General features: G+C 62.7%; 17 protein-coding genes. 10 read left to right on the top strand and 7 right to left on the bottom strand.

Annotated elements, in window-relative coordinates:
• Nucleotides 1-35 precede the first annotated feature (35 nt).
• The 4 genes from CAF90_RS08575 to CAF90_RS08560 all read left to right on the top strand — a co-directional run bounded on the left by CAF90_RS08575 (nucleotide 36) and on the right by CAF90_RS08560 (nucleotide 3,236).
• Nucleotides 36-446 carry a translation initiation factor 2 gene (locus CAF90_RS08575; RefSeq protein WP_085605713.1) on the top strand — a complete coding sequence of 137 codons (411 nt, stop codon included), beginning with the start codon at nucleotides 36-38 and terminating at the stop codon, nucleotides 444-446.
• 7 nt (nucleotides 447-453) lie between these two features.
• A complete protein-coding gene (locus tag CAF90_RS08570; protein ID WP_007958370.1) occupies nucleotides 454-1,131 on the top strand; it encodes a response regulator transcription factor in 678 nt (225 codons plus the stop codon).
• Between the two features lie 136 nt (nucleotides 1,132-1,267).
• Complete coding sequence (locus tag CAF90_RS08565; RefSeq protein ID WP_085605711.1) at nucleotides 1,268-1,717, top strand: Spy/CpxP family protein refolding chaperone; 450 nt, start codon at nucleotides 1,268-1,270, stop codon at nucleotides 1,715-1,717.
• A gap of 178 nt (nucleotides 1,718-1,895) precedes the next feature.
• Nucleotides 1,896-3,236 (top strand): HAMP domain-containing sensor histidine kinase, encoded by a 1,341-nt coding sequence (locus CAF90_RS08560; protein WP_085605709.1) that lies wholly within the window; start codon nucleotides 1,896-1,898, stop codon nucleotides 3,234-3,236.
• Nucleotides 3,237-3,241: 5 nt separating this feature from the next.
• On the opposite strand, the gene CAF90_RS08555 is transcribed toward CAF90_RS08560, so the two are convergent.
• Nucleotides 3,242-3,808, bottom strand: coding sequence for a nitroreductase family protein (locus CAF90_RS08555; protein WP_085605707.1), 567 nt, complete (start codon nucleotides 3,806-3,808; stop codon nucleotides 3,242-3,244).
• A gap of 121 nt (nucleotides 3,809-3,929) precedes the next feature.
• Between CAF90_RS08555 and CAF90_RS08550 the strand changes: the two genes are divergently transcribed.
• Nucleotides 3,930-5,384 carry a TrkH family potassium uptake protein gene (locus tag CAF90_RS08550; RefSeq protein WP_007958377.1) on the top strand — a complete coding sequence of 485 codons (1,455 nt, stop codon included), beginning with the start codon at nucleotides 3,930-3,932 and terminating at the stop codon, nucleotides 5,382-5,384.
• Here the strand turns inward: CAF90_RS08550 and CAF90_RS08545 are convergent.
• The gene (locus CAF90_RS08545; protein ID WP_218191705.1) at nucleotides 5,341-6,402 is read right to left on the bottom strand and encodes an AraC family transcriptional regulator; all 1,062 of its coding nucleotides are present in this window, start codon (nucleotides 6,400-6,402) and stop codon (nucleotides 5,341-5,343) included. The genes CAF90_RS08550 and CAF90_RS08545 overlap by 44 nt on opposite strands.
• A gap of 167 nt (nucleotides 6,403-6,569) precedes the next feature.
• Here CAF90_RS08545 and CAF90_RS08540 point away from each other — a divergent pair, with 167 nt between their 5' ends.
• The gene (locus CAF90_RS08540) at nucleotides 6,570-6,881 is read left to right on the top strand and encodes a DUF962 domain-containing protein (RefSeq protein WP_085605703.1); all 312 of its coding nucleotides are present in this window, start codon (nucleotides 6,570-6,572) and stop codon (nucleotides 6,879-6,881) included.
• A gap of 24 nt (nucleotides 6,882-6,905) precedes the next feature.
• Nucleotides 6,906-7,496 (top strand): HD domain-containing protein, encoded by a 591-nt coding sequence (locus CAF90_RS08535; protein WP_085605701.1) that lies wholly within the window; start codon nucleotides 6,906-6,908, stop codon nucleotides 7,494-7,496.
• A 69-nt stretch (nucleotides 7,497-7,565) separates the two neighbouring features.
• Here the strand turns inward: CAF90_RS08535 and CAF90_RS08530 are convergent, their stop codons facing one another.
• The gene (locus CAF90_RS08530) at nucleotides 7,566-8,381 is read right to left on the bottom strand and encodes a UDP-2,3-diacylglucosamine diphosphatase (RefSeq protein ID WP_007958385.1); all 816 of its coding nucleotides are present in this window, start codon (nucleotides 8,379-8,381) and stop codon (nucleotides 7,566-7,568) included.
• Nucleotides 8,382-8,513: 132 nt separating this feature from the next.
• On the opposite strand from CAF90_RS08530, the gene CAF90_RS08525 reads away from it, so the two are divergent.
• Both CAF90_RS08525 and CAF90_RS08520 read left to right on the top strand, forming a co-directional pair.
• Nucleotides 8,514-9,278, top strand: coding sequence for an AraC family transcriptional regulator (locus CAF90_RS08525; protein ID WP_007958387.1), 765 nt, complete (start codon nucleotides 8,514-8,516; stop codon nucleotides 9,276-9,278).
• Between the two features lie 72 nt (nucleotides 9,279-9,350).
• On the top strand, nucleotides 9,351-10,244 hold the full coding sequence (locus CAF90_RS08520) for a DMT family transporter (RefSeq protein ID WP_085605699.1): 894 nt from the start codon (nucleotides 9,351-9,353) through the stop codon (nucleotides 10,242-10,244).
• On the opposite strand, the gene CAF90_RS08515 is transcribed toward CAF90_RS08520, so the two are convergent.
• Entirely contained in the window at nucleotides 10,238-10,525 is a 288-nt protein-coding gene (locus CAF90_RS08515) for a SelT/SelW/SelH family protein (RefSeq protein ID WP_085605697.1), read from the bottom strand. The two genes, CAF90_RS08520 and CAF90_RS08515, sit on opposite strands and share 7 nt — an antisense overlap.
• 71 nt (nucleotides 10,526-10,596) lie before the next feature.
• Here CAF90_RS08515 and CAF90_RS08510 point away from each other — a divergent pair, with 71 nt between their 5' ends.
• Nucleotides 10,597-12,798, top strand: coding sequence for a patatin-like phospholipase family protein (locus CAF90_RS08510; protein ID WP_085605695.1), 2,202 nt, complete (start codon nucleotides 10,597-10,599; stop codon nucleotides 12,796-12,798).
• Between the two features lie 6 nt (nucleotides 12,799-12,804).
• Here the strand turns inward: CAF90_RS08510 and CAF90_RS08505 are convergent, their stop codons facing one another.
• The 3 genes from CAF90_RS08505 to recQ all read right to left on the bottom strand — a co-directional run bounded on the left by CAF90_RS08505 (nucleotide 12,805) and on the right by recQ (nucleotide 17,412).
• Nucleotides 12,805-14,586 (bottom strand): FimV/HubP family polar landmark protein, encoded by a 1,782-nt coding sequence (locus CAF90_RS08505; RefSeq protein ID WP_085605693.1) that lies wholly within the window; start codon nucleotides 14,584-14,586, stop codon nucleotides 12,805-12,807.
• A gap of 127 nt (nucleotides 14,587-14,713) precedes the next feature.
• Nucleotides 14,714-15,148, bottom strand: a complete 435-nt coding sequence (locus tag CAF90_RS08500; RefSeq protein ID WP_039765478.1) for a MarR family transcriptional regulator — start codon at nucleotides 15,146-15,148, stop codon at nucleotides 14,714-14,716.
• Nucleotides 15,149-15,282: 134 nt separating this feature from the next.
• Nucleotides 15,283-17,412: a DNA helicase RecQ gene (gene recQ, locus CAF90_RS08495; RefSeq protein WP_085605691.1), complete on the bottom strand. Its 2,130-nt coding sequence runs from the start codon at nucleotides 17,410-17,412 to the stop codon at nucleotides 15,283-15,285.
• Nucleotides 17,413-17,483: the final 71 nt, after the last annotated feature.

Raw genomic sequence — 17,483 nt, 5'->3', positions numbered from 1 at the left:
ACCTGCCCAATATCCATTTGGAAACAGGAGTCGCGATGCGCAAGGGTCCGTTGTGTCTGATGTTGGTCACGTTGTCGATCGTGGCGCCCGCCCATGGTGAAGAAAGCAATGAAGGCGGCAGCTCCACACCGCTGTCGTTGAGCGCCGGCAGTCAGATCACCGAGTTACAGCAGCGCCTGAAGGCCAGTGAGCAGCAACGGGAAGAACTGAGCAAACAACTGCAAAGTGCCGACAACACCCGCGAAAGCGCCCAGCTCGCCCGGTTGCGCCAGGAGAACCAGCGTCTGAAGCTGCAACTCAAGGAAGCCCAGGCCAGCCCGCTGCCGCGCCTGCTGACCGAACAGCAGCAATGGTTCGTCACCGGGGCCGGGGTAGCGCTATTGGCGCTGCTCTGCGGTATCTTTGCCAGTGGAGCAAGCCGAAAACGTCGGCAATGGCTAAATTGAGTGAGTCATGAGCGAGCTGTTACTGATTGATGATGACCAGGAGTTGTGCGAACTCCTGAGTAGCTGGCTGAGCCAGGAAGGCTTTCAGGTCCGGGCCTGCCACGATGGTCAGAGCGCCCGCAAGGCGCTGGCCGAAACCGCGCCGGCGGCCGTGGTGCTGGACGTGATGCTGCCCGACGGCAGCGGTCTGGAACTGCTCAAGCAACTGCGCAGCGATCATGCCGACCTGCCGGTGCTGATGCTCTCGGCCCGGGGCGAACCGCTGGACCGGATCCTCGGCCTGGAACTGGGCGCCGACGATTACCTGGCCAAACCCTGCGATCCGCGCGAACTGACCGCCCGCCTGCGCGCCGTGCTGCGCCGCAGTCATCCGGCCGCCGTGTCGACCCAGCTGGAGCTGGGCGACCTGAGCTTCAGCCCGGTGCGCGGCGTGGTCAGCATCGACGAAAAGGAATTCACCCTCACCGTCTCCGAAAGCCGCCTGCTCGAAGCCCTGCTCAAGCAACCGGGCGAGCCGCTGGACAAACAGGAACTGGCGCAGATCGCCCTCGGCCGCAAGCTGACGCTGTACGACCGCAGCCTGGACATGCACGTCAGCAACCTGCGCAAAAAGATCGGCCCGCACCCCGACGGGCGCCCGCGCATCGTCGCCCTGCGCAGCCGTGGCTACTACTACAGCCTCTGATCGTCTGTAAGTTTTGTCAGGTCGGCGCGAAAACGTGTTTACCCAAGCTTTACACAGCGCTGACCGCCGCTGACCTTGATCTCCGTAATCTGTACTCATCCGGAACGTACCGGGAACGAGACAAAGGAGATTCACCATGCGCAAGACTCTTATCGCTCTGATGTTTGCCGCTGCCCTGCCGACCGTCGCCATGGCCATGCCACAGGATGGCGGCCCGATGGGTGGCCCGCTGGACGGCCCGCGCCATGGCGGTCAGATGCACGGCATGCACGGCAAAGGCCCGTACAGCCAGCTGGACCTGTCCCGCGAACAGCGCGAGCAGATCCGCAAGATCATGGGCGAGCAGATGCACGAGCGTAAGCAGACGGTCGACAAATACCTGGAGAAACTCTCGCCAGCCGACCAGAAAGCCATGAAGGACGAGATGGCGGCCAATCACAAGAAAGCCGAATCCGATGTCCGCGCCGTGTTGAAACCGGATCAACAGAAGAAATTCGACGAGATCCAGAAGAAACAGGCCGAGCGTCGCGCCGAATGGGCCGAGTTCAAAGCCTGGAAAGCGCAACAGCCACAAAAGGCGCAATAATGCAGTAACCCCGGATCCGACGGCTAAACGCCGTCGGATCTGTTGCCACTCAATTCAAATGTGGGAGCGGGCTTGCTCGCGAAGAGGGAGTTTCAGTCGACATCATCAGTGACTGACACCCCGCATTCGCGAGCAAGCCCGCTCCCACATTGGATTTGTTTTTGTTTGAGGATTTTCTGTGCGTTCATTGTTCTGGCGTATCCTCGCCAGCTTCTGGCTGGCCATCGCTCTGGTTGCAGGGCTTTCCATTCTGCTGGGGCACATGCTCAACCAGGACGCGTGGATCCTCAGCCGCCATCCGGGCCTCAACACCCTGGCCGCGGAGTGGACGCAGACCTACGAAGCCCAGGGCGAAGATGCCGCCCAGGACATCCTCGAACAGCGCAAGCGCCAATACCACATCGACGTGCAAGTGCTGAACGAAAGCGGCGACCCGGTGGTGCGCGGCACCTTCCCCCGTCGCGCGGCCGCCTTCGAGGCGCGGCAGAACAACGATGACCGACGCCTGCCCTGGCGTCGCCTGACCGACGAATTCACCAGCGACAAAAGCGGCGACACCTACCTCTTCATCTACCGCATCCCGCACCCGGAACTCGACGCCTGGCACCGCGAAAGCCTGCTCTGGCCGTTGAGTGCGCTGGGCATTGCGTTGGTAGTGCTGACCCTGTTCAGCCTGCTGGTGACGTTTTCCATCACTCGCCCGCTCAGTCGCCTGCGCGGCGCGGTGCATGACCTCGGCCAGACCACCTATCAACAGAACAGCCTGGCGCAACTGGCCAACCGCCGCGATGAATTCGGCGTGCTGGCCAACGACTTCAACCGCATGGGCGCCCGCCTGCAAAGCCTGATCGGCAGTCAGCGCCAGTTGCTGCGCGACGTCTCCCACGAGTTGCGTTCACCGCTGGCCCGACTGCGCATCGCGCTGGCACTGGCCGAGCGTGCAAGCCCGGAAGAACGGGAAAAGCTCTGGCCGCGCCTGACCCGCGAGTGTGATCGGCTGGAAGCGTTGATCAGTGAAATTCTGGTACTGGCGCGGGTCGATGCCGACAACGCCAGCGCCGAAGACGTGGATCTGAATGCCTTGCTCGCCACCCTGCAAAAGGACGCGCAGCTGGGCTCGCCAGAGCAGACCGTGCGTCTGGAGGCCGAGCCTGCGCTCAATCTGACAGGCTGGCCGACCATGATCGAGCGCGCCGTGGACAACCTGCTGCGCAACGCCCAGCGCTTCAACCCGGTCGGGCAGTCGATTGAAATGCAGGCGTCACGTCAGGGCGAGCGGATCGTGGTCAGCGTGCGTGACCATGGGCCGGGGGTGCAGGCCGAGCATCTGAGCCAGTTGGGCGAACCGTTTTATCGAGCGCCGGGGCAGACCGCTGCGGGCCATGGCCTGGGGCTGGCGATAGCCCGGCGGGCGGCGGAGCGGCATGGCGGGACGCTGGTGCTGGCCAATCACCCGCAGGGCGGGTTTGTGGCCAGTCTTGAGTTACCGCTGGAGCCTGGGGCTGTTGTTCAGCCCTGATGGAGTCAGGCTTTACCCGACCAGGCACTGACAAACTCCGCCAGATCAACCTTCTCGGCCACCCGCGGTTCTTTCTGCGGCGTGCCGAGGTAGAGGAACGCAATCACCTCTTCGTCATCCGTCAGGCCCAAACCCTTGGCGACATGTTTCGAATACGCCAGATCACCCGTACGCCACACCGCGCCAATTCCCTGCGCGTAAGCCGCCAATAGAATCCCGTGCGCCGCACAGCCCGCCGCCAGCAGTTGCTCGGCCTTAGGGTATTTGACGTGATCCTGCAATTTGGCGATGACCACGACCACCAGCGGCGCCCGCAGCGGGCCGTTGCGGGCCTTGTCGATCATCGCTTCGGTGACTTCGCCTTCCTGCATTTTTGCAGCTTCGGCCAGCAACTCGCCCATCTGCTCACGCGCCGCGCCTTCGACGGTCAGGAAGCGATACGGCTGCAAATGGCCGTGATCCGGTGCGCGGGTCGCGGCGGCAAACAGCACTTCGCGCTGTTCGGCGGTGGGGGCCGGATCGATCAGTCGTGGAACGGAAACACGGTTGAGCAAAGCGTCGAGAGCCTGCATCGGCCACCTCCTGAAAAAAATGTCCGGCTATTCTAGCTGCAAGTGATCCAGACGCGTCGGTTTACATGCCTTGCACCGCAGGTAGAATGGCGCCCTTCCCACATCAGCCCGAGCGGACTTCATGGCGTTGCCGACCTTACGGATCATTGGTTTCATCATCGGCATCTTCCTGATCACCCTGGCCATCGCCATGGTCGTGCCCATGGCCACCCTGGTGATTTTCGAGCGCACCGGCGATCTGCCGTCGTTCCTCTGGGCGAGCATGATCACCTTCGTCGCCGGCCTCGCGCTGGTGATTCCCGGACGCCCGGAACACATTCACCTGCGCCCCCGGGACATGTATCTGTTAACCGTCAGCAGCTGGCTGGTGGTGTGCATTTTCGCCGCGCTACCGTTTTTGCTGACCCAGCACATCAGCTACACCGACTCGTTCTTCGAAAGCATGTCCGGCATCACGGCCACCGGCTCGACCGTGCTCAACCATCTGGACGACATGTCCCCCGGCATTCTGATGTGGCGCTCGCTGCTGCACTGGATCGGCGGCATCGGCTTCATCGGCATGGCGGTGGCGATCCTGCCGCTGCTGCGCATCGGTGGCATGCGGCTGTTCCAGACGGAATCCTCGGACCGCTCGGAAAAGGTCATGCCCCGCTCGCACATGGTGGCGCGGCTGATCGTGGCGGCGTACGTCGGCATCACGATTCTCGGCAGCCTGGCGTTCTGGTGGGCCGGGATGAGCCCGTTCGATGCGATCAACCACGCGATGTCGGCGATTTCCACCGGCGGGTTCTCGACCTCCGACCAGTCCCTGGCCAAGTGGACGCAACCGGCGGTGCACTGGGTCGCGGTGGTGGTGATGATTCTCGGCAGCCTGCCGTTCACCCTGTATGTAGCGACACTGCGCGGCAACCGCCGGGCGCTGATCAAGGATCAACAGGTGCAGGGCTTGCTCGGCATGCTGCTCGCGACCTGGCTGGTGCTCGGCACCTGGTACTGGTGGACCACCAACCTGCATTGGCTGGACGCCCTGCGCCACGTGGCGCTGAACGTGACGTCGGTGGTCACTACCACGGGGTTTGCACTGGGGGACTACAGCCTGTGGGGCAACTTTTCGCTGATGCTGTTCTTCTATCTGGGCTTCGTCGGTGGCTGTTCCGGTTCGACGGCGGGCGGAATCAAGATCTTCCGTTTCCAGGTCGCCTACATTTTGCTCAAGGCCAACCTTAACCAGTTGATTCACCCGCGTGCGGTGATCAAGCAGAAGTACAACGGTCATCGACTCGACGAAGAGATCGTCCGTTCGATTCTGACCTTTTCGTTCTTCTTCGCCATCACCATCTGCGTGATCGCCCTGCTGCTGTCGCTGTTGGGCGTGGACTGGATGACGGCGTTGACCGGCGCCGCCAGCACCGTGTCCGGCGTCGGCCCAGGCCTGGGCGAGACTATCGGCCCGGCCGGCAACTTCGCCAGCCTGCCGGATGCGGCCAAGTGGATTCTGTCGTTCGGCATGCTGCTCGGCCGACTGGAGATCATTACGGTGTTTGTACTGTGTATTCCGGCGTTCTGGCGTCACTGATCGCGTTCGGCGCTTCCAGCAACCGCGCCCGGTAATCGCCGGGCGTGGTGTCGAACCAGCGGCGGAAGGCGCGGAAGAAATTGCTCGGGTCGGCAAACCCCAGCAGATAGGCAATCTCCAGCAGGGTCATGCTCGGCTGCGCCAGGTATTGCTCGGCGAGTTCGCGGCGAGTGTCGTCGAGCAACTGCTGAAAACTGGTGCCCTCCTCCTGCAAGCGTCGCTGCAAGGTACGCTGGGACAAGTGCAGGGTCTGCGCCACCGCATCGCGCTTGGGTTCGCCTTGCGGCAGCAAGCGGCACAACACCTGACGCGCCTTGTGCGTCACGCGGCTTTCGGAAAACCGCGCCAGATACTCCCCGGCAAACCGGTCGTGCAGCAACGCCATCGCCTCGTTGGCGGTGGGCAGCGGCGCTTCCATGTCGGCGCGTTCGAAGATCAGCGCGTCGTACGGCGCGTTGAACACCAGCGGTGCATGGAAGGCTTGTTTGTAGGGTTCGAGATCATCCGGCTCATCGCCCTGCACCAGCACTTTGCGCGGATGCAGCGTGCGCCCGGTCAGCCAGCCGCACAGCGCCAGCGCGCAGGCCAGCGAAGCTTCGGCACTTTGCCGGGTCGGCGGCAGATGATCGCCATGCACCGTCAGGATCAGCGCATAACCTTCATCGAGCAGGCGAAAACTCAGGTCGGCACTTTCGGCGATGATCCGCTGATAACGCACCAGTCGCTGAAAACCTTCCGCCAGCGTATTGCTGGACATCAGCGCATAGCCCGCGACATGGAACGAAGCCGGCCGCACCACCTTACCCATGTTCAGGCCGATGGCGGGATTGCCGGACAACTCGACCGCCCGTTGCCAGAGTCGGGTCATGGAGTCCTGCGGGAAGCGTGCGTCCGGATCCTCCAGCGCCGCGTAGTCGAGCCCCAGCTGTCTGAACAAAACCCGGCAATCCAGGCCGTCCATTTCCAGTGCTTTGACAATCCCCATCGCCCAGCTTGCAGAAGTCGTTCGTTCGCTCATGGCGTTTTTTCTTGGATGACATGGTGAGCCGCATACTACGGCCGATTTCCCAAGGATAGTAAAGTGGCGCCGATTGTCACTGGCCGACGCCATTGATCACTCTAGACTCAAATAAGCTACCCGCCGAACAACTTGCAATCAGAACAATAACCACAGAGATCGCAGTCGTGGAAACCATCAAGCATTTCAACAGCTTCGCCGAGTTCTATCCGTATTACCTCAGCGAGCACAGCAACAGCACCTGCCGTCGCCTGCATTTCATCGGCACGACGCTGGTGATCTTCATTCTCGCCCTGACCATCGCCAAGGGCGCCTGGCTGCTTTTACTTGCGTTGCCACTGGCGGGCTACAGCTTTGCCTGGGCCGGCCATTTCTTTTTCGAGAAAAACCGCCCGGCCACCTTCCAGCATCCGTTCTACAGCCTGCTCGGCGACTTCGTCATGTACCGCGACATGATCCTGGGCCGCGTGCCGTCCTAGAAATTCCGACCAAGAGGACTGCCGATGAATGCCACTGCCCGTTTCACCCACATGAAGGACGGCACACAGGACGACTGGGCGATCATTGCGGCGGATTTCAGCGCCTACGCCCGTCAGTTGCCGGGCCGGATCATGGCCCACCTGAAACTGCTCGAAGGCGATTTCGGCGGTTTCCCGGTGGATCGCCTGACCCACTCACTGCAAACCGCGACCCGTGCCTTTCGCGACGGGCGCGACGAAGAGTACGTGGTCTGCGCCCTGCTCCACGACATCGGCGACACCCTCGGTTCCTACAATCACCCGGACATCGCTGCCGCCATCCTCAAGCCGTTCGTCAGCGCCGAAAACCTGTGGATGGTGGAAAAACACGGGATCTTCCAGGGCTACTACTTCTTCCATCACCTGGGCATGGATCGTCACCTGCGCGAGCAATTCAGCGACCATCCGCAGTTTCTGGCGACCGCAGAGTTCTGCGCCAAATATGACGCGGCTGCGTTCGACCCCGAGTACGACACCCTGCCGCTGAGCTTCTTTGAGCCGATGATGGAAAGGCTGTTTGCCCAGCCGAAAAACTCGATCTACAAGGCGGCGATGGAAGAGCACTCCCCCGCTTGAATTTGATGTCGACTGTACCGGCCTCTTCGCGGGCAAGCCCGCGAAGAGGCCTTCGAAAACACAGAGATCCTAAGCCAGCTCGGCAACCTTCGCCGCTTTCAGTTCGGCCTCCCGCGCCTGCGCATCCGCCAGGCGATACAGCTCGATCGTGCCGTCCCAGTGCTCGATCAGCGCCGTGCATGACTCCACCCAATCGCCACAGTTGAGGTAATCCACCTCGCCGACCTTGCGGATCTCGGCGTGGTGAATGTGTCCGCAGACCACGCCGTGCAACTCGCGCTTCACGCATTCGTGGGCGATGGCTTCCTCGAAGTCGCTGATAAAGCTGACCGCGGTCTTCACCTTGTGCTTGAGATAGGCCGACAGCGACCAGTAGCCGTAACCGTATTTCGCCCGCCAGTGATTGAGCCAGCGGTTGAGGGTCAGGGTGAATTCATAGGCCGAATCGCCGAGGAACGCGAGCCAGCGGTGATAGCGGGTGATCACGTCGAACTGGTCACCGTGAATCACCAGCAGATGCCGGCCATCGGCGGTGACGTGCACCGCTTCGTCGACCAGCTGGATATTGCCCAGAATCAGCTTTGAATAGCGGCGCAGGAATTCGTCATGGTTGCCGGTGACGTAAATCACCTCCGTGCCACGCTTGCTCATGGTCAGCAAACGGCGAATCACGTTGGTGTGCGCCTGGGGCCAGTACATGCCGCCGCGCAGTTTCCAGCCGTCGATGATGTCACCGACCAGGTAGATCTTGTCGGCGTGATAGCCCTTGAGAAATTGCGACAGATGCTCGGCCTGGCAATCCCGCGTGCCCAAGTGCACGTCGGAGATCCACAGGGTGCGAACCCGTTGTTTACGGCTGGGTCTGGCGAGCTCGGCGCTGGTCATGGGCAACCCTCTGCGATGTTTTCGCCACTCTGCGCGCGCCCGGTTAATCGACCATGACAGATATGCGTCAGTCGTGTGACAAACGCGCCGCCCCTGCGCCGGTGTAGACTGGCGGCTCGCCCGGAGACCGCCATGCAACCGATCCTGACCCTGCGCCATTACAGCCACGACCTGATCGCCCACAGCCACGACCACGCGCAACTGGTGTTCGGCCTGTCCGGCGCGCTGGATTTCGAAGTCGAAGGGCGTGGCAGCCAGGTATTGCAGCAGAGTTTCGTGGTGATTCCCGCCGGCGCGCATCACGCGTGCGGCAGTCCCAAGGGCAGCCGCTGTCTGGTGCTGGATGTGCCCGACGAACAATGGCTGACGCGCTCGTTGGGCGATCACGCCGATGCCAGCCGCCGTCTGCTGGACAACGCCGCGCGGTTGTCGCTGGATGCCGGGCAAGGCCAATTGGTCAACTGGCTGGCGAACAGTCCAGTGGACGATCCGCTGATTGCGCAACAAGGCGCGGTGTTGTTGCTGGCGAGCCTGAACCACGTGCCACCCGCCGAGATCGTCGCGCGCCGCCTGCCCTACGCGGCACTCGATGCGCACATCGAGCAGTACGCGGCCTATCCGCTGCAAGTGGCGGATCTGGCGCGTGTCGCCGGATTGTCCAGCGCCCGGCTGCATGCGCGGTTCGTCGCCGAATGCGGGCAGACACCGATGGACTACATTCGCAGTCGCCGTCTGCACAAAGCCGTGGCGCTGTTGCGCAACACCACGCTGCCCGTCGGTGAAGTGGCCAGCCGGGTCGGCTACAACTCGCAAAGCGCGTTTTCGGCCGCCGTCCTGCGTGAGTTCGGCACCTCTCCTACACAATTGCGACGCGAGGCTGACGACAAAAGTCGATAGCCTGCCGACAGACTTTTCGGCCGTTACACGCTTCAATGTGTGCCTGTAATCGTGTTTGGAAAAAGGACTGCAATGACTCCCCGTACCGCCCTCGGCGCCCTGCATATCGGCGCACTGATGTTCGGCCTGACCGGCGTCTTCGGCAAACTCGCGGCCGCAACGCCCGCCGTCATCGTGTTCGGACGCGCCGCGTTTGCCGTGCTGGCCCTGGCGTTTTTCGCCCGCTTCGCCCAACAGGGCGGCTGGCAGAAACTGCAAGCCGTCGACTGGCGGCGACTGGCCCTGAGCGGTGTGCTGCTGGCCGGGCACTGGGTGAGCTTCTTCATTGCGGTCAAGGTCGCGGGCGTCGCCATTGCGACCCTGGGTTTCGCCAGTTTCCCGGCCTTCACGGTGATCCTCGAAGGACTGATCTTCCGCGAACGCATCCGCATCAACGAAATCGTGCTGGTGGTGCTGGTCAGTGTCGGACTGGTGCTGGTGACCCCGGCGTTCGATCTGGCCAGCGGCGCGACCACCGGCCTGCTCTGGGCGATCCTGTCCGGGCTGCTGTTTTCCCTGTTGTCCCTGACCAACCGCGCCAGCTCCGGGCGCATCCCGGCGGTGCAGGCGGCGCTGTGTCAGAACGTGGTGGTGGCGTTGTGTCTGCTGCCGGTGGCGGCGCCGCAACTGAGCGAAGTGCGGGCCATCGACTGGTTGTGGATCGGTCTGCTCGGGGTGTTCTGCACCGGCGTCGCCCACAGCCTGTTCGTCGCCAGCCTCGCGGTAATCAAGGCGCGTACCGCCGCGGTGGTGTTCGCCATGGAGCCGGTGTACGGGATTACCGTGGCCTGGCTGCTGTTCGATGAAGATCCGACCCTGCGCATGCTGATCGGCGGTGCGCTGATCATCGTCGCCATCGTGGTGTCGAGCCGGATGTCAGGCAGCAACGACAAGAAGACCGTCGCGGCCGAAGCCGCCTCTCACTGACTGCGGTCGTTGTGGCCGAGGTCGCGGTCCGGGTCGATCTGGTCACGCACCCGCTGCTTGAGCACCTTAGCTTCGGGGAAACCGCCGTCGGCCTTGCGTTCCCAGATCTGCACGTCGTTGCAGGTGATGTGGAATATCCCGCCGGTGCCCGGCACCAGTGACACTTTGCCGAGATCGTCGCCGAAGGTACTGAGCAGCTCCTGCGCCAGCCACGCGGCGCGCAACAGCCACTGGCATTGCGTGCAATAGGTGATGACGATTTCCGGTTTTGTGACGGTCATGATCGCTGAAACTCCTGAGCCAGAGGGCGCCGCTATAATAGCCGGCTTTATCGCTCGCCCCGAGACTCACGATGCGTCGTCTTCTGATCTGCCTGTTGCTTGGTTTCCTACCCCTGTTCGCTGGTGTCAGCGTCCATGCCAGTGAGGCAACACGCCCGAAAGTCGGCCTGGTGCTGTCCGGCGGCGCGGCCCGTGGCCTGGCGCACATCGGTGTGCTCAAGGCCCTGGAAGAACAAGGCATCAAGATCGATGCGATTGCCGGCACCAGCATGGGCGCGGTGGTCGGCGGGCTGTACGCCTCGGGCTACAAGATCGACGAGCTGGAAAAGCTCGCCCTGACCATCGACTGGCAGCAGGCGCTGTCCGACGCCCCGCCCCGTGAAGACGTACCGTTCCGGCGCAAGCAGGACGACCGCGACTTTCTGGTGAAACAGAAGCTGAGCTTTCGCGATGACGGCAGCCTCGGCCTGCCATTGGGCGTGATTCAGGGCCAGAACCTCGCGCTGCTGCTGGAAAGCCTGCTGGCCCATACCAGCGACACCCGGGATTTCGACAAGCTGCCGATCCCGTTCCGCGCCGTCACCACCGACATTGCCAACGGCGAAAAAGTGGTGTTCCGCAAGGGCCACCTGCCCCAGGTGATCCGCGCCAGCATGTCGATCCCGGCGGTGTTCGCCCCGGTCGAACTCGACGGCCGATTGCTGGTGGATGGCGGCATGACCGACAACATTCCCCTCGATGTGGCCCGTGAAATGGGTGTCGACGTAGCCATCGTGGTCGACATCGGTACCCCGCTGCGCAATCGCAAGCAACTGGTGACCGTGGTCGATGTGCTGAACCAGTCGATCACCCTGATGACCCGGCGCAACTCCGAAGAACAACTGGCGACCCTGCATCCCGATGACGTGCTGATCCAGCCGCCACTGGCGAGTTTCGGCGCCACCGATTTCGGTCGCGGCCAGGAGATGATCGACGCCGGCTACCGCGCGACCCAGGCCCTGAACGTGCGCCTCGCGCGCCTCAAACCCGTGCAGTCGCAGGACGCCGAGCTCAACGCCGCCCGCGCACCGGGCCAGCGAACGCCGATCATCACCGCTATCAAGGTCGAGAACGACTCGAAAGTCGGCGATGACGTGATCCGCTACTACATCCGCCAGCACATCGGCGAGCCGCTGGATCTGGGCCGTCTGCAAACCGACATGGGCACCCTGTACGGCCTCGATTACTTCGAGCAGGTGCAATACCGCGTGGTGCACAAAGGCGCGGATCACACGCTGGTGATCAGCGCGCGCGGCAAACGCACCGGAACGGATTACCTACGGGTCGGCCTCAACCTGTCGGACGACATGCGCGGCGACAGCGCCTTCAACCTCGGCGCCAGTTACCGCATGAACGGCATCAACCGGCTCGGCGCGGAATGGCTGACCCGGGCGCAGATCGGCGATAAACAAGAGTTGTACAGCGAGTTCTATCAGCCGCTGGACGTGGGCTCTCGCTACTTCGTCGCACCTTATGCGTCGTTTGCCGCACAGAACGTCGACTCGGTTCTGGACAACGATCCGATCGCCCAGTATCGCGTCGAGCGCTATGGCTTCGGCCTCAACTTTGGCCGGCAGATCGGCAACAGCGGCGAAGTCCGTTTCGGCGTCGGCGAAGCCTGGGGCAAGGCGGATGTGCGGATCGGCGATCAGGATCTGCCGAGCGAAAACTTCAACGAAGGGTTCTATGCGCTGAAGTATTCCTTCGACTCGCTGGACAACGTCTACTACCCCCACGAAGGCGAAGACATTGGCCTGACGCTGGTGCAGTTCGAGCCGAGCCTGGGTTCCGACACGCGCTACCGGCAGTGGGAATTCAAACTGGACAAGGCCATGAGCAGTGGCCCGGATACGCTGATTCTGGGTGGCCGTTACGGCCGCACGCTGGACGATGCCAATGTGGTGACCTCCAGTTTCCTGCTCGGCGGCGCCCGGCAATTGTCCGGTTTCCGCGAGGACGCGATCTCTGGGCAGAACGTCAGTCTGATGCGCGCGGTGTATTACCGCCGCCTCACGCCGCGCTCTTACCTGCCGCTGGACTTCCCGCTGTACGCCGGCGCCTCGCTGGAACGCGGCCGGGCCTGGAACAACGACAATGAGTTCGACAGCGGCTACATCAACGCGGCCAGCGTGTTCATCGGCTTCGATACGCCGCTGGGGCCGTTGAATTTCAGCTATGGCCTGAACGATGCGGATGAACAGGCGGTGTACCTGAACCTCGGCCAGACCTTCTGACAGCGGTCAGCGAATCCCCGCCAATAGCGTGCGCGCCGTTTGCTTGAGAGGTTCGTCGGCTTCCTTGAGCAGTTCGTTGAGCAAGGCAATGGCGCTGTCGATATCGCCGTCGTCGATGCAGGTCTGGGCCTGTTCGAGTTTGCCGGCGTTGGCGGTGTCCGAGGGTTCGGGTTCCGGGGCTTGTAGCTCCAGTGGTTCGAGCGAGAGCGACGTGCCGGGATCGCCAAACTCGTTGAGGAAGTCCTCGTCCAGCGGCTGCGTTTCCGGTTCGACGATCCATTCCAGCTCGGCGGTTTCGGCATCGTCGGCCAGGGTTTCCGGCAATTCGAAATCCTGTGGCAGTACCTGCAGATCGGAACCCAGCGTTGATGGCGGCTGTTCAGGTGCTGTGGTGGCCGGGCGAGTTTCCTCAAGATCCCAACTGGAGGCCATCGAGAGCTGATCCAGATTCAGTTCGAAATTGTCTTCGGCTACCGGTTCCACAGGCGTGGTGGGTTCGATCGGCAGCGCGGCAATCACCGGGGCCGCCGCAACCAGAGGTGCCGCGCTGACCAGTTTCGGGTATCGGGCGCGAATCTCCTGCAAGCGATGATCCTCGACCCCGAGCTGGCGCAGACGGCTTTCCTGCTCGTCGTAGGCCGGCGTGTCGCCCTGCCGCCCCAGCACTTCAAGCAACTGCACGCCAAGGTCGATGCGCTCCGGCTCCCGCTGCAACGCATCACGCAACAAACCGGCGGCCTCGCCCAAGCGTCCGTAGGCCAGATAAATGCCGACCGCTTCCAGCACATCGCCGTTGGCGTGTTCCTCGCGATGTTCGACCGCACTGTGAACGGCACTTGGCTGCATCGGTTCGGCGTCGTCGACCAGGGGTTCGTTTCGTACCGGCAGGAACGGTGTCGGCGACTCAGACCCTTGCGCCTGCTGGCGTTGCCGGCGTACGTACAGTCCCGCCACCAGCAATCCCAGTACCAGCAGCAGTCCGCCAAGCAGCGGCCAGTTGAGTGAATCCTCCTGAGACTCGACCGGGGCAATGACCGGCGCAGGCGCAGGTGCCACGGGCGCTACCGGTGCCGGCGGCGCCTGTTGCACTTCAATCAGCCGGGCCTGCAAATCACCGAGCTGTTTCTTGCCGTCAGCGATCAGCACTTCCTGGGCCTGAAGCTTCACGTTCAATTCGTCGATGGTTTTTTGCAGTTGCTGGTTCTGCACAAGGCTCGCCGCCAGTTGCTCGGCCTGGGCGTCGGCAACCGGAGCCGGTGGTTGCACAGGCGCAGCAGGTTTGGCCGGCGTGGTTGCGGGCGGCGCCTCGGGGGTCGGGAATTCCGACGATTGCGCACGCGCAGTTGGCTCATCGGTAGCCGGGACAATCCCCGGAGTACCCGGCGGATCGATCAGCACGGTGTATTCGCGCAGCAGGTGGCCATTGGGCTGATCGAGCTGCACCAGGAAATTCAGAAAGGGTTCGTTGACCGGTTTGCTGGACGTCACCCGAATCATGTTGCGATTGCCACGCAGGATCGGGGTGAACTTGAGGTCATTGAGAAAGAACACGCGCTCGATGCCGGCGCGGCCAAACTCGTCCGCCGAGGCCAGACGAACCGCCAGTTCGCTTTCGCCGACGCCCCCGACATCCACCAGAGCGATGTCAGCCTTGAGCGGCTGATTGAGGGCTGAATGCACGGTGATGTCACCGAGCCCCAGCGCCAATGACGCGGTGGACCAGGTGAGAACACCGGCCACCAACAGCGAGTTGGCGCAACGCAGTACCACGTGCCGACTTCCGAGCATGAGCATCCCTTAAATAAGCAAAACCGACTTCTATGCGTTCGCACATCCGGTACGAACACGATATTGCCCAGTAGTTCTTATAGTCTGCCCAGCGCGATCTCTCAAAAAAACGGCACGCGGTTGTGCCTCAAGACTTTTCCAGATTGGCCAGAATGTGCCCGTGAACCCGCATGCAGACCTTCAGATCCGCCTCGTCGACGCCTTCGAACAATTCCTTGCGCAGTTGCGTGGCGATGGTTTCGATCTGTTCGATCAGCGGCAGGGCCGGTGCGCACAGCACGATTTTTTTCGCCCGGCGGTCTTCCATCACGGACTGGCGTTGCACCAGGCCCTGGCTTTCCAGGCTGTCGAGCAGACGGGCCAGGGTCGGCCCTTCGACGCCGACGCTTTGCGCCAGCTCCCGCTGGGTCGGCGCCTCTTCGAAGCGCGCCAGATGCAGCAGCACCAGCCAGCGTGCCTGGGACAAGCCCAGACCGGCCAGCCGGCGATCCAGTTCGGCACGCCAGCCACGCGACATCTGGGCCAATTGCATGCCAAAACGGTGTTGATCGGTTAACGGCATAAAACACTCATGATTAGACTGAACAAATAGAGAAAAACTAATTATTAGTCAGCTAAGCATGACATTTGGCTATAGGCAAGAGGCGTCCTGTACTGAATCGTTACAACCGTATAACGGTTGGCACAAACGCCCTCTTACATTTCAAACTCGGATTGCAGCGCAGCCCGCACGCAGTAAAGCACGCCCTCCGGTACGCGACCGGCAAACAGCTCGGCCACTTCGGCGACCGACGGCAACTCGCCTTCGCCGTCGAGGAACGCGTCCTGGATTTCCCCCATCAGGTCTTCCGGCAAATCCAGCGCTTGCTCGAGCGACAGCTGCTGCTTGCCGATGGCTTCGGCGAGCATGGTGTAGACGTTCTTTTCCGAGCACTGCAACTGACCGGAGATCTGCAACGGCGTCATGCCGGCGCGGGCCAGGGTGATCAGTTCGTGGCGCACGTCGGCCACCACTTTCGGCGCCTCGGCCTCGCCGCCGAGCACTTCGAGGAAGGCCTCGCCGTAACGCTCCAGCTTGCGCGCGCCGACGCCGCTGACCCGGGCCATATCCGCCAGCGAGGTCGGCTGGCTGCGGAGCATTTCCAGCAGGGTCGAGTCGGGGAAGATGACATACGGCGGCACGCCATGTTCTTCCGCCAGTTTGCGCCGCAGGGCACGCAACGCTTCCCACTGTTCGCGCTCTTCGCCGCGCACGAGTTGGCTGGCCGGGCTCTTGCTGCCGCTCTTGGCGCTGACTTGCGGCTTGAGGTCGCGGCGCAGCTCCAGGCTCACTTCCCCCTTGAGCAGCGGCCGGCAGGTGTCGCTCAGGCGCAGCCCGCCATAACCTTCGTGATCGACATCGGCCAGACCGCGGGCAACCAGCTGACGGAACAGCGAGCGCCATTCGCTCTCGCTCAACGCCTTGCCGACGCCGTACACCGACAGGTGCTGATGGCCGAAGCTGCGGACCTTTTCGTTGTCCTTGCCCAGCAGCACGTCTACCAGATGGCCGACGCCATAACGCTGGCCGGTGCGATAGATCGCCGACAGCGCCTGACGCGCAGGCTCGGTGGCGTCCCAGGTCTGCACGCCGTCGGTGCAGTTGTCGCAGTGGCCGCATGGCTCCGGCATGTCCTCGTCGAAATACGCCAGCAGCGCCTGACGGCGGCAGCGGGTTTCTTCGCAGAGCGAGAGCATGGCGTCGAGCTTGTGCTGCTCCAGACGCTTGTGGCGCTCGTCGCCTTCGGAGTTCTGCAGCATCTGCTTGAGCATCACCACGTCTTGCAGACCGTAGGCCATCCACGCGTCCGCCGGCAGACCGTCACGGCCGCCACGTCCGGTTTCCTGGTAATACGCCTCAAGGGATTTCGGCAGGTCGAGGTGAGCGACGAAGCGCACGTTGGGTTTGTCGATGCCCATGCCGAACGCCACGGTGGCGACCATGATCAGGCCTTCCTCGTTGAGGAAGCGCTTCTGGTGATAGGCGCGCAGATCGTTGGGCAGACCGGCGTGGTACGGCAGCGCCGGGAAGCCCTGCTCGGTGAGAAACGCGGCCACCTCCTCCACCTTCTTGCGCGACAGGCAGTAGACGATGCCGGCGTCGCCGCGCCGCTCGGCCAGGAACGCCAGCAACTGCTTGCGCGGCTGCTCCTTGGGCACGATGCGGTAGAAGATGTTCGGCCGGTCGAAGCTCGACAGGAAACGCTCGGCGTTCTGCAGGTGCAGGCGGGTGACGATTTCTTCGCGGGTACGTTTGTCCGCGGTGGCGGTCAAGGCGATGCGCGGCACGTCGGGGAACATTTCCGCCAACTGCCCCAGTTGCAGGTATTCCGGGCGGAAGTCATGGCCCCATTGCGACACGCAGTGCGCTTCATCGATGGCGAACAGCGCGATGTTCAAGCCTTGCAGGAACGACAGCATGCGCGGCTGCACCAGACGCTCCGGCGCCAGATACAGCATCTTCACTTCGCCGCGCTTGATCCGGTTGGCGAGGTCGCGCTGTTGTTCGGCGCTCAGGGTGGAGTTCAACGCGGCGGCAGCCACGCCCAGCTCTTCGAGGGTGGCGACCTGATCGTCCATCAAAGCGATCAGCGGCGACACCACCACCGCCAGGCCGTCGCGCAACAGCGCCGGCACCTGGAAGCACAGGGACTTGCCGCCGCCGGTCGGCATCAGGACAAGGGCATCACCGCCACTGGCTACGCGCTCAATGATTGCACCCTGACGGCCACGGAAACTGTCGTAGCCGAAGATGTCCTTGAGGACGCGTTGAGCCTGTTCGAGCATAAAAACTCCAAAAATCCACCGAAACATCCCTGCACAGGCTGGTTCAAGACAGCCGAGGCTGCTTTAAACAA

The organism is Pseudomonas sp. B37(2017) (assembly GCF_002112885.1).
Taxonomy (GTDB): domain Bacteria; phylum Pseudomonadota; class Gammaproteobacteria; order Pseudomonadales; family Pseudomonadaceae; genus Aquipseudomonas; species Aquipseudomonas paraglycinae.
This window is presented reverse-complemented; position numbering and strand designations above follow the sequence as displayed.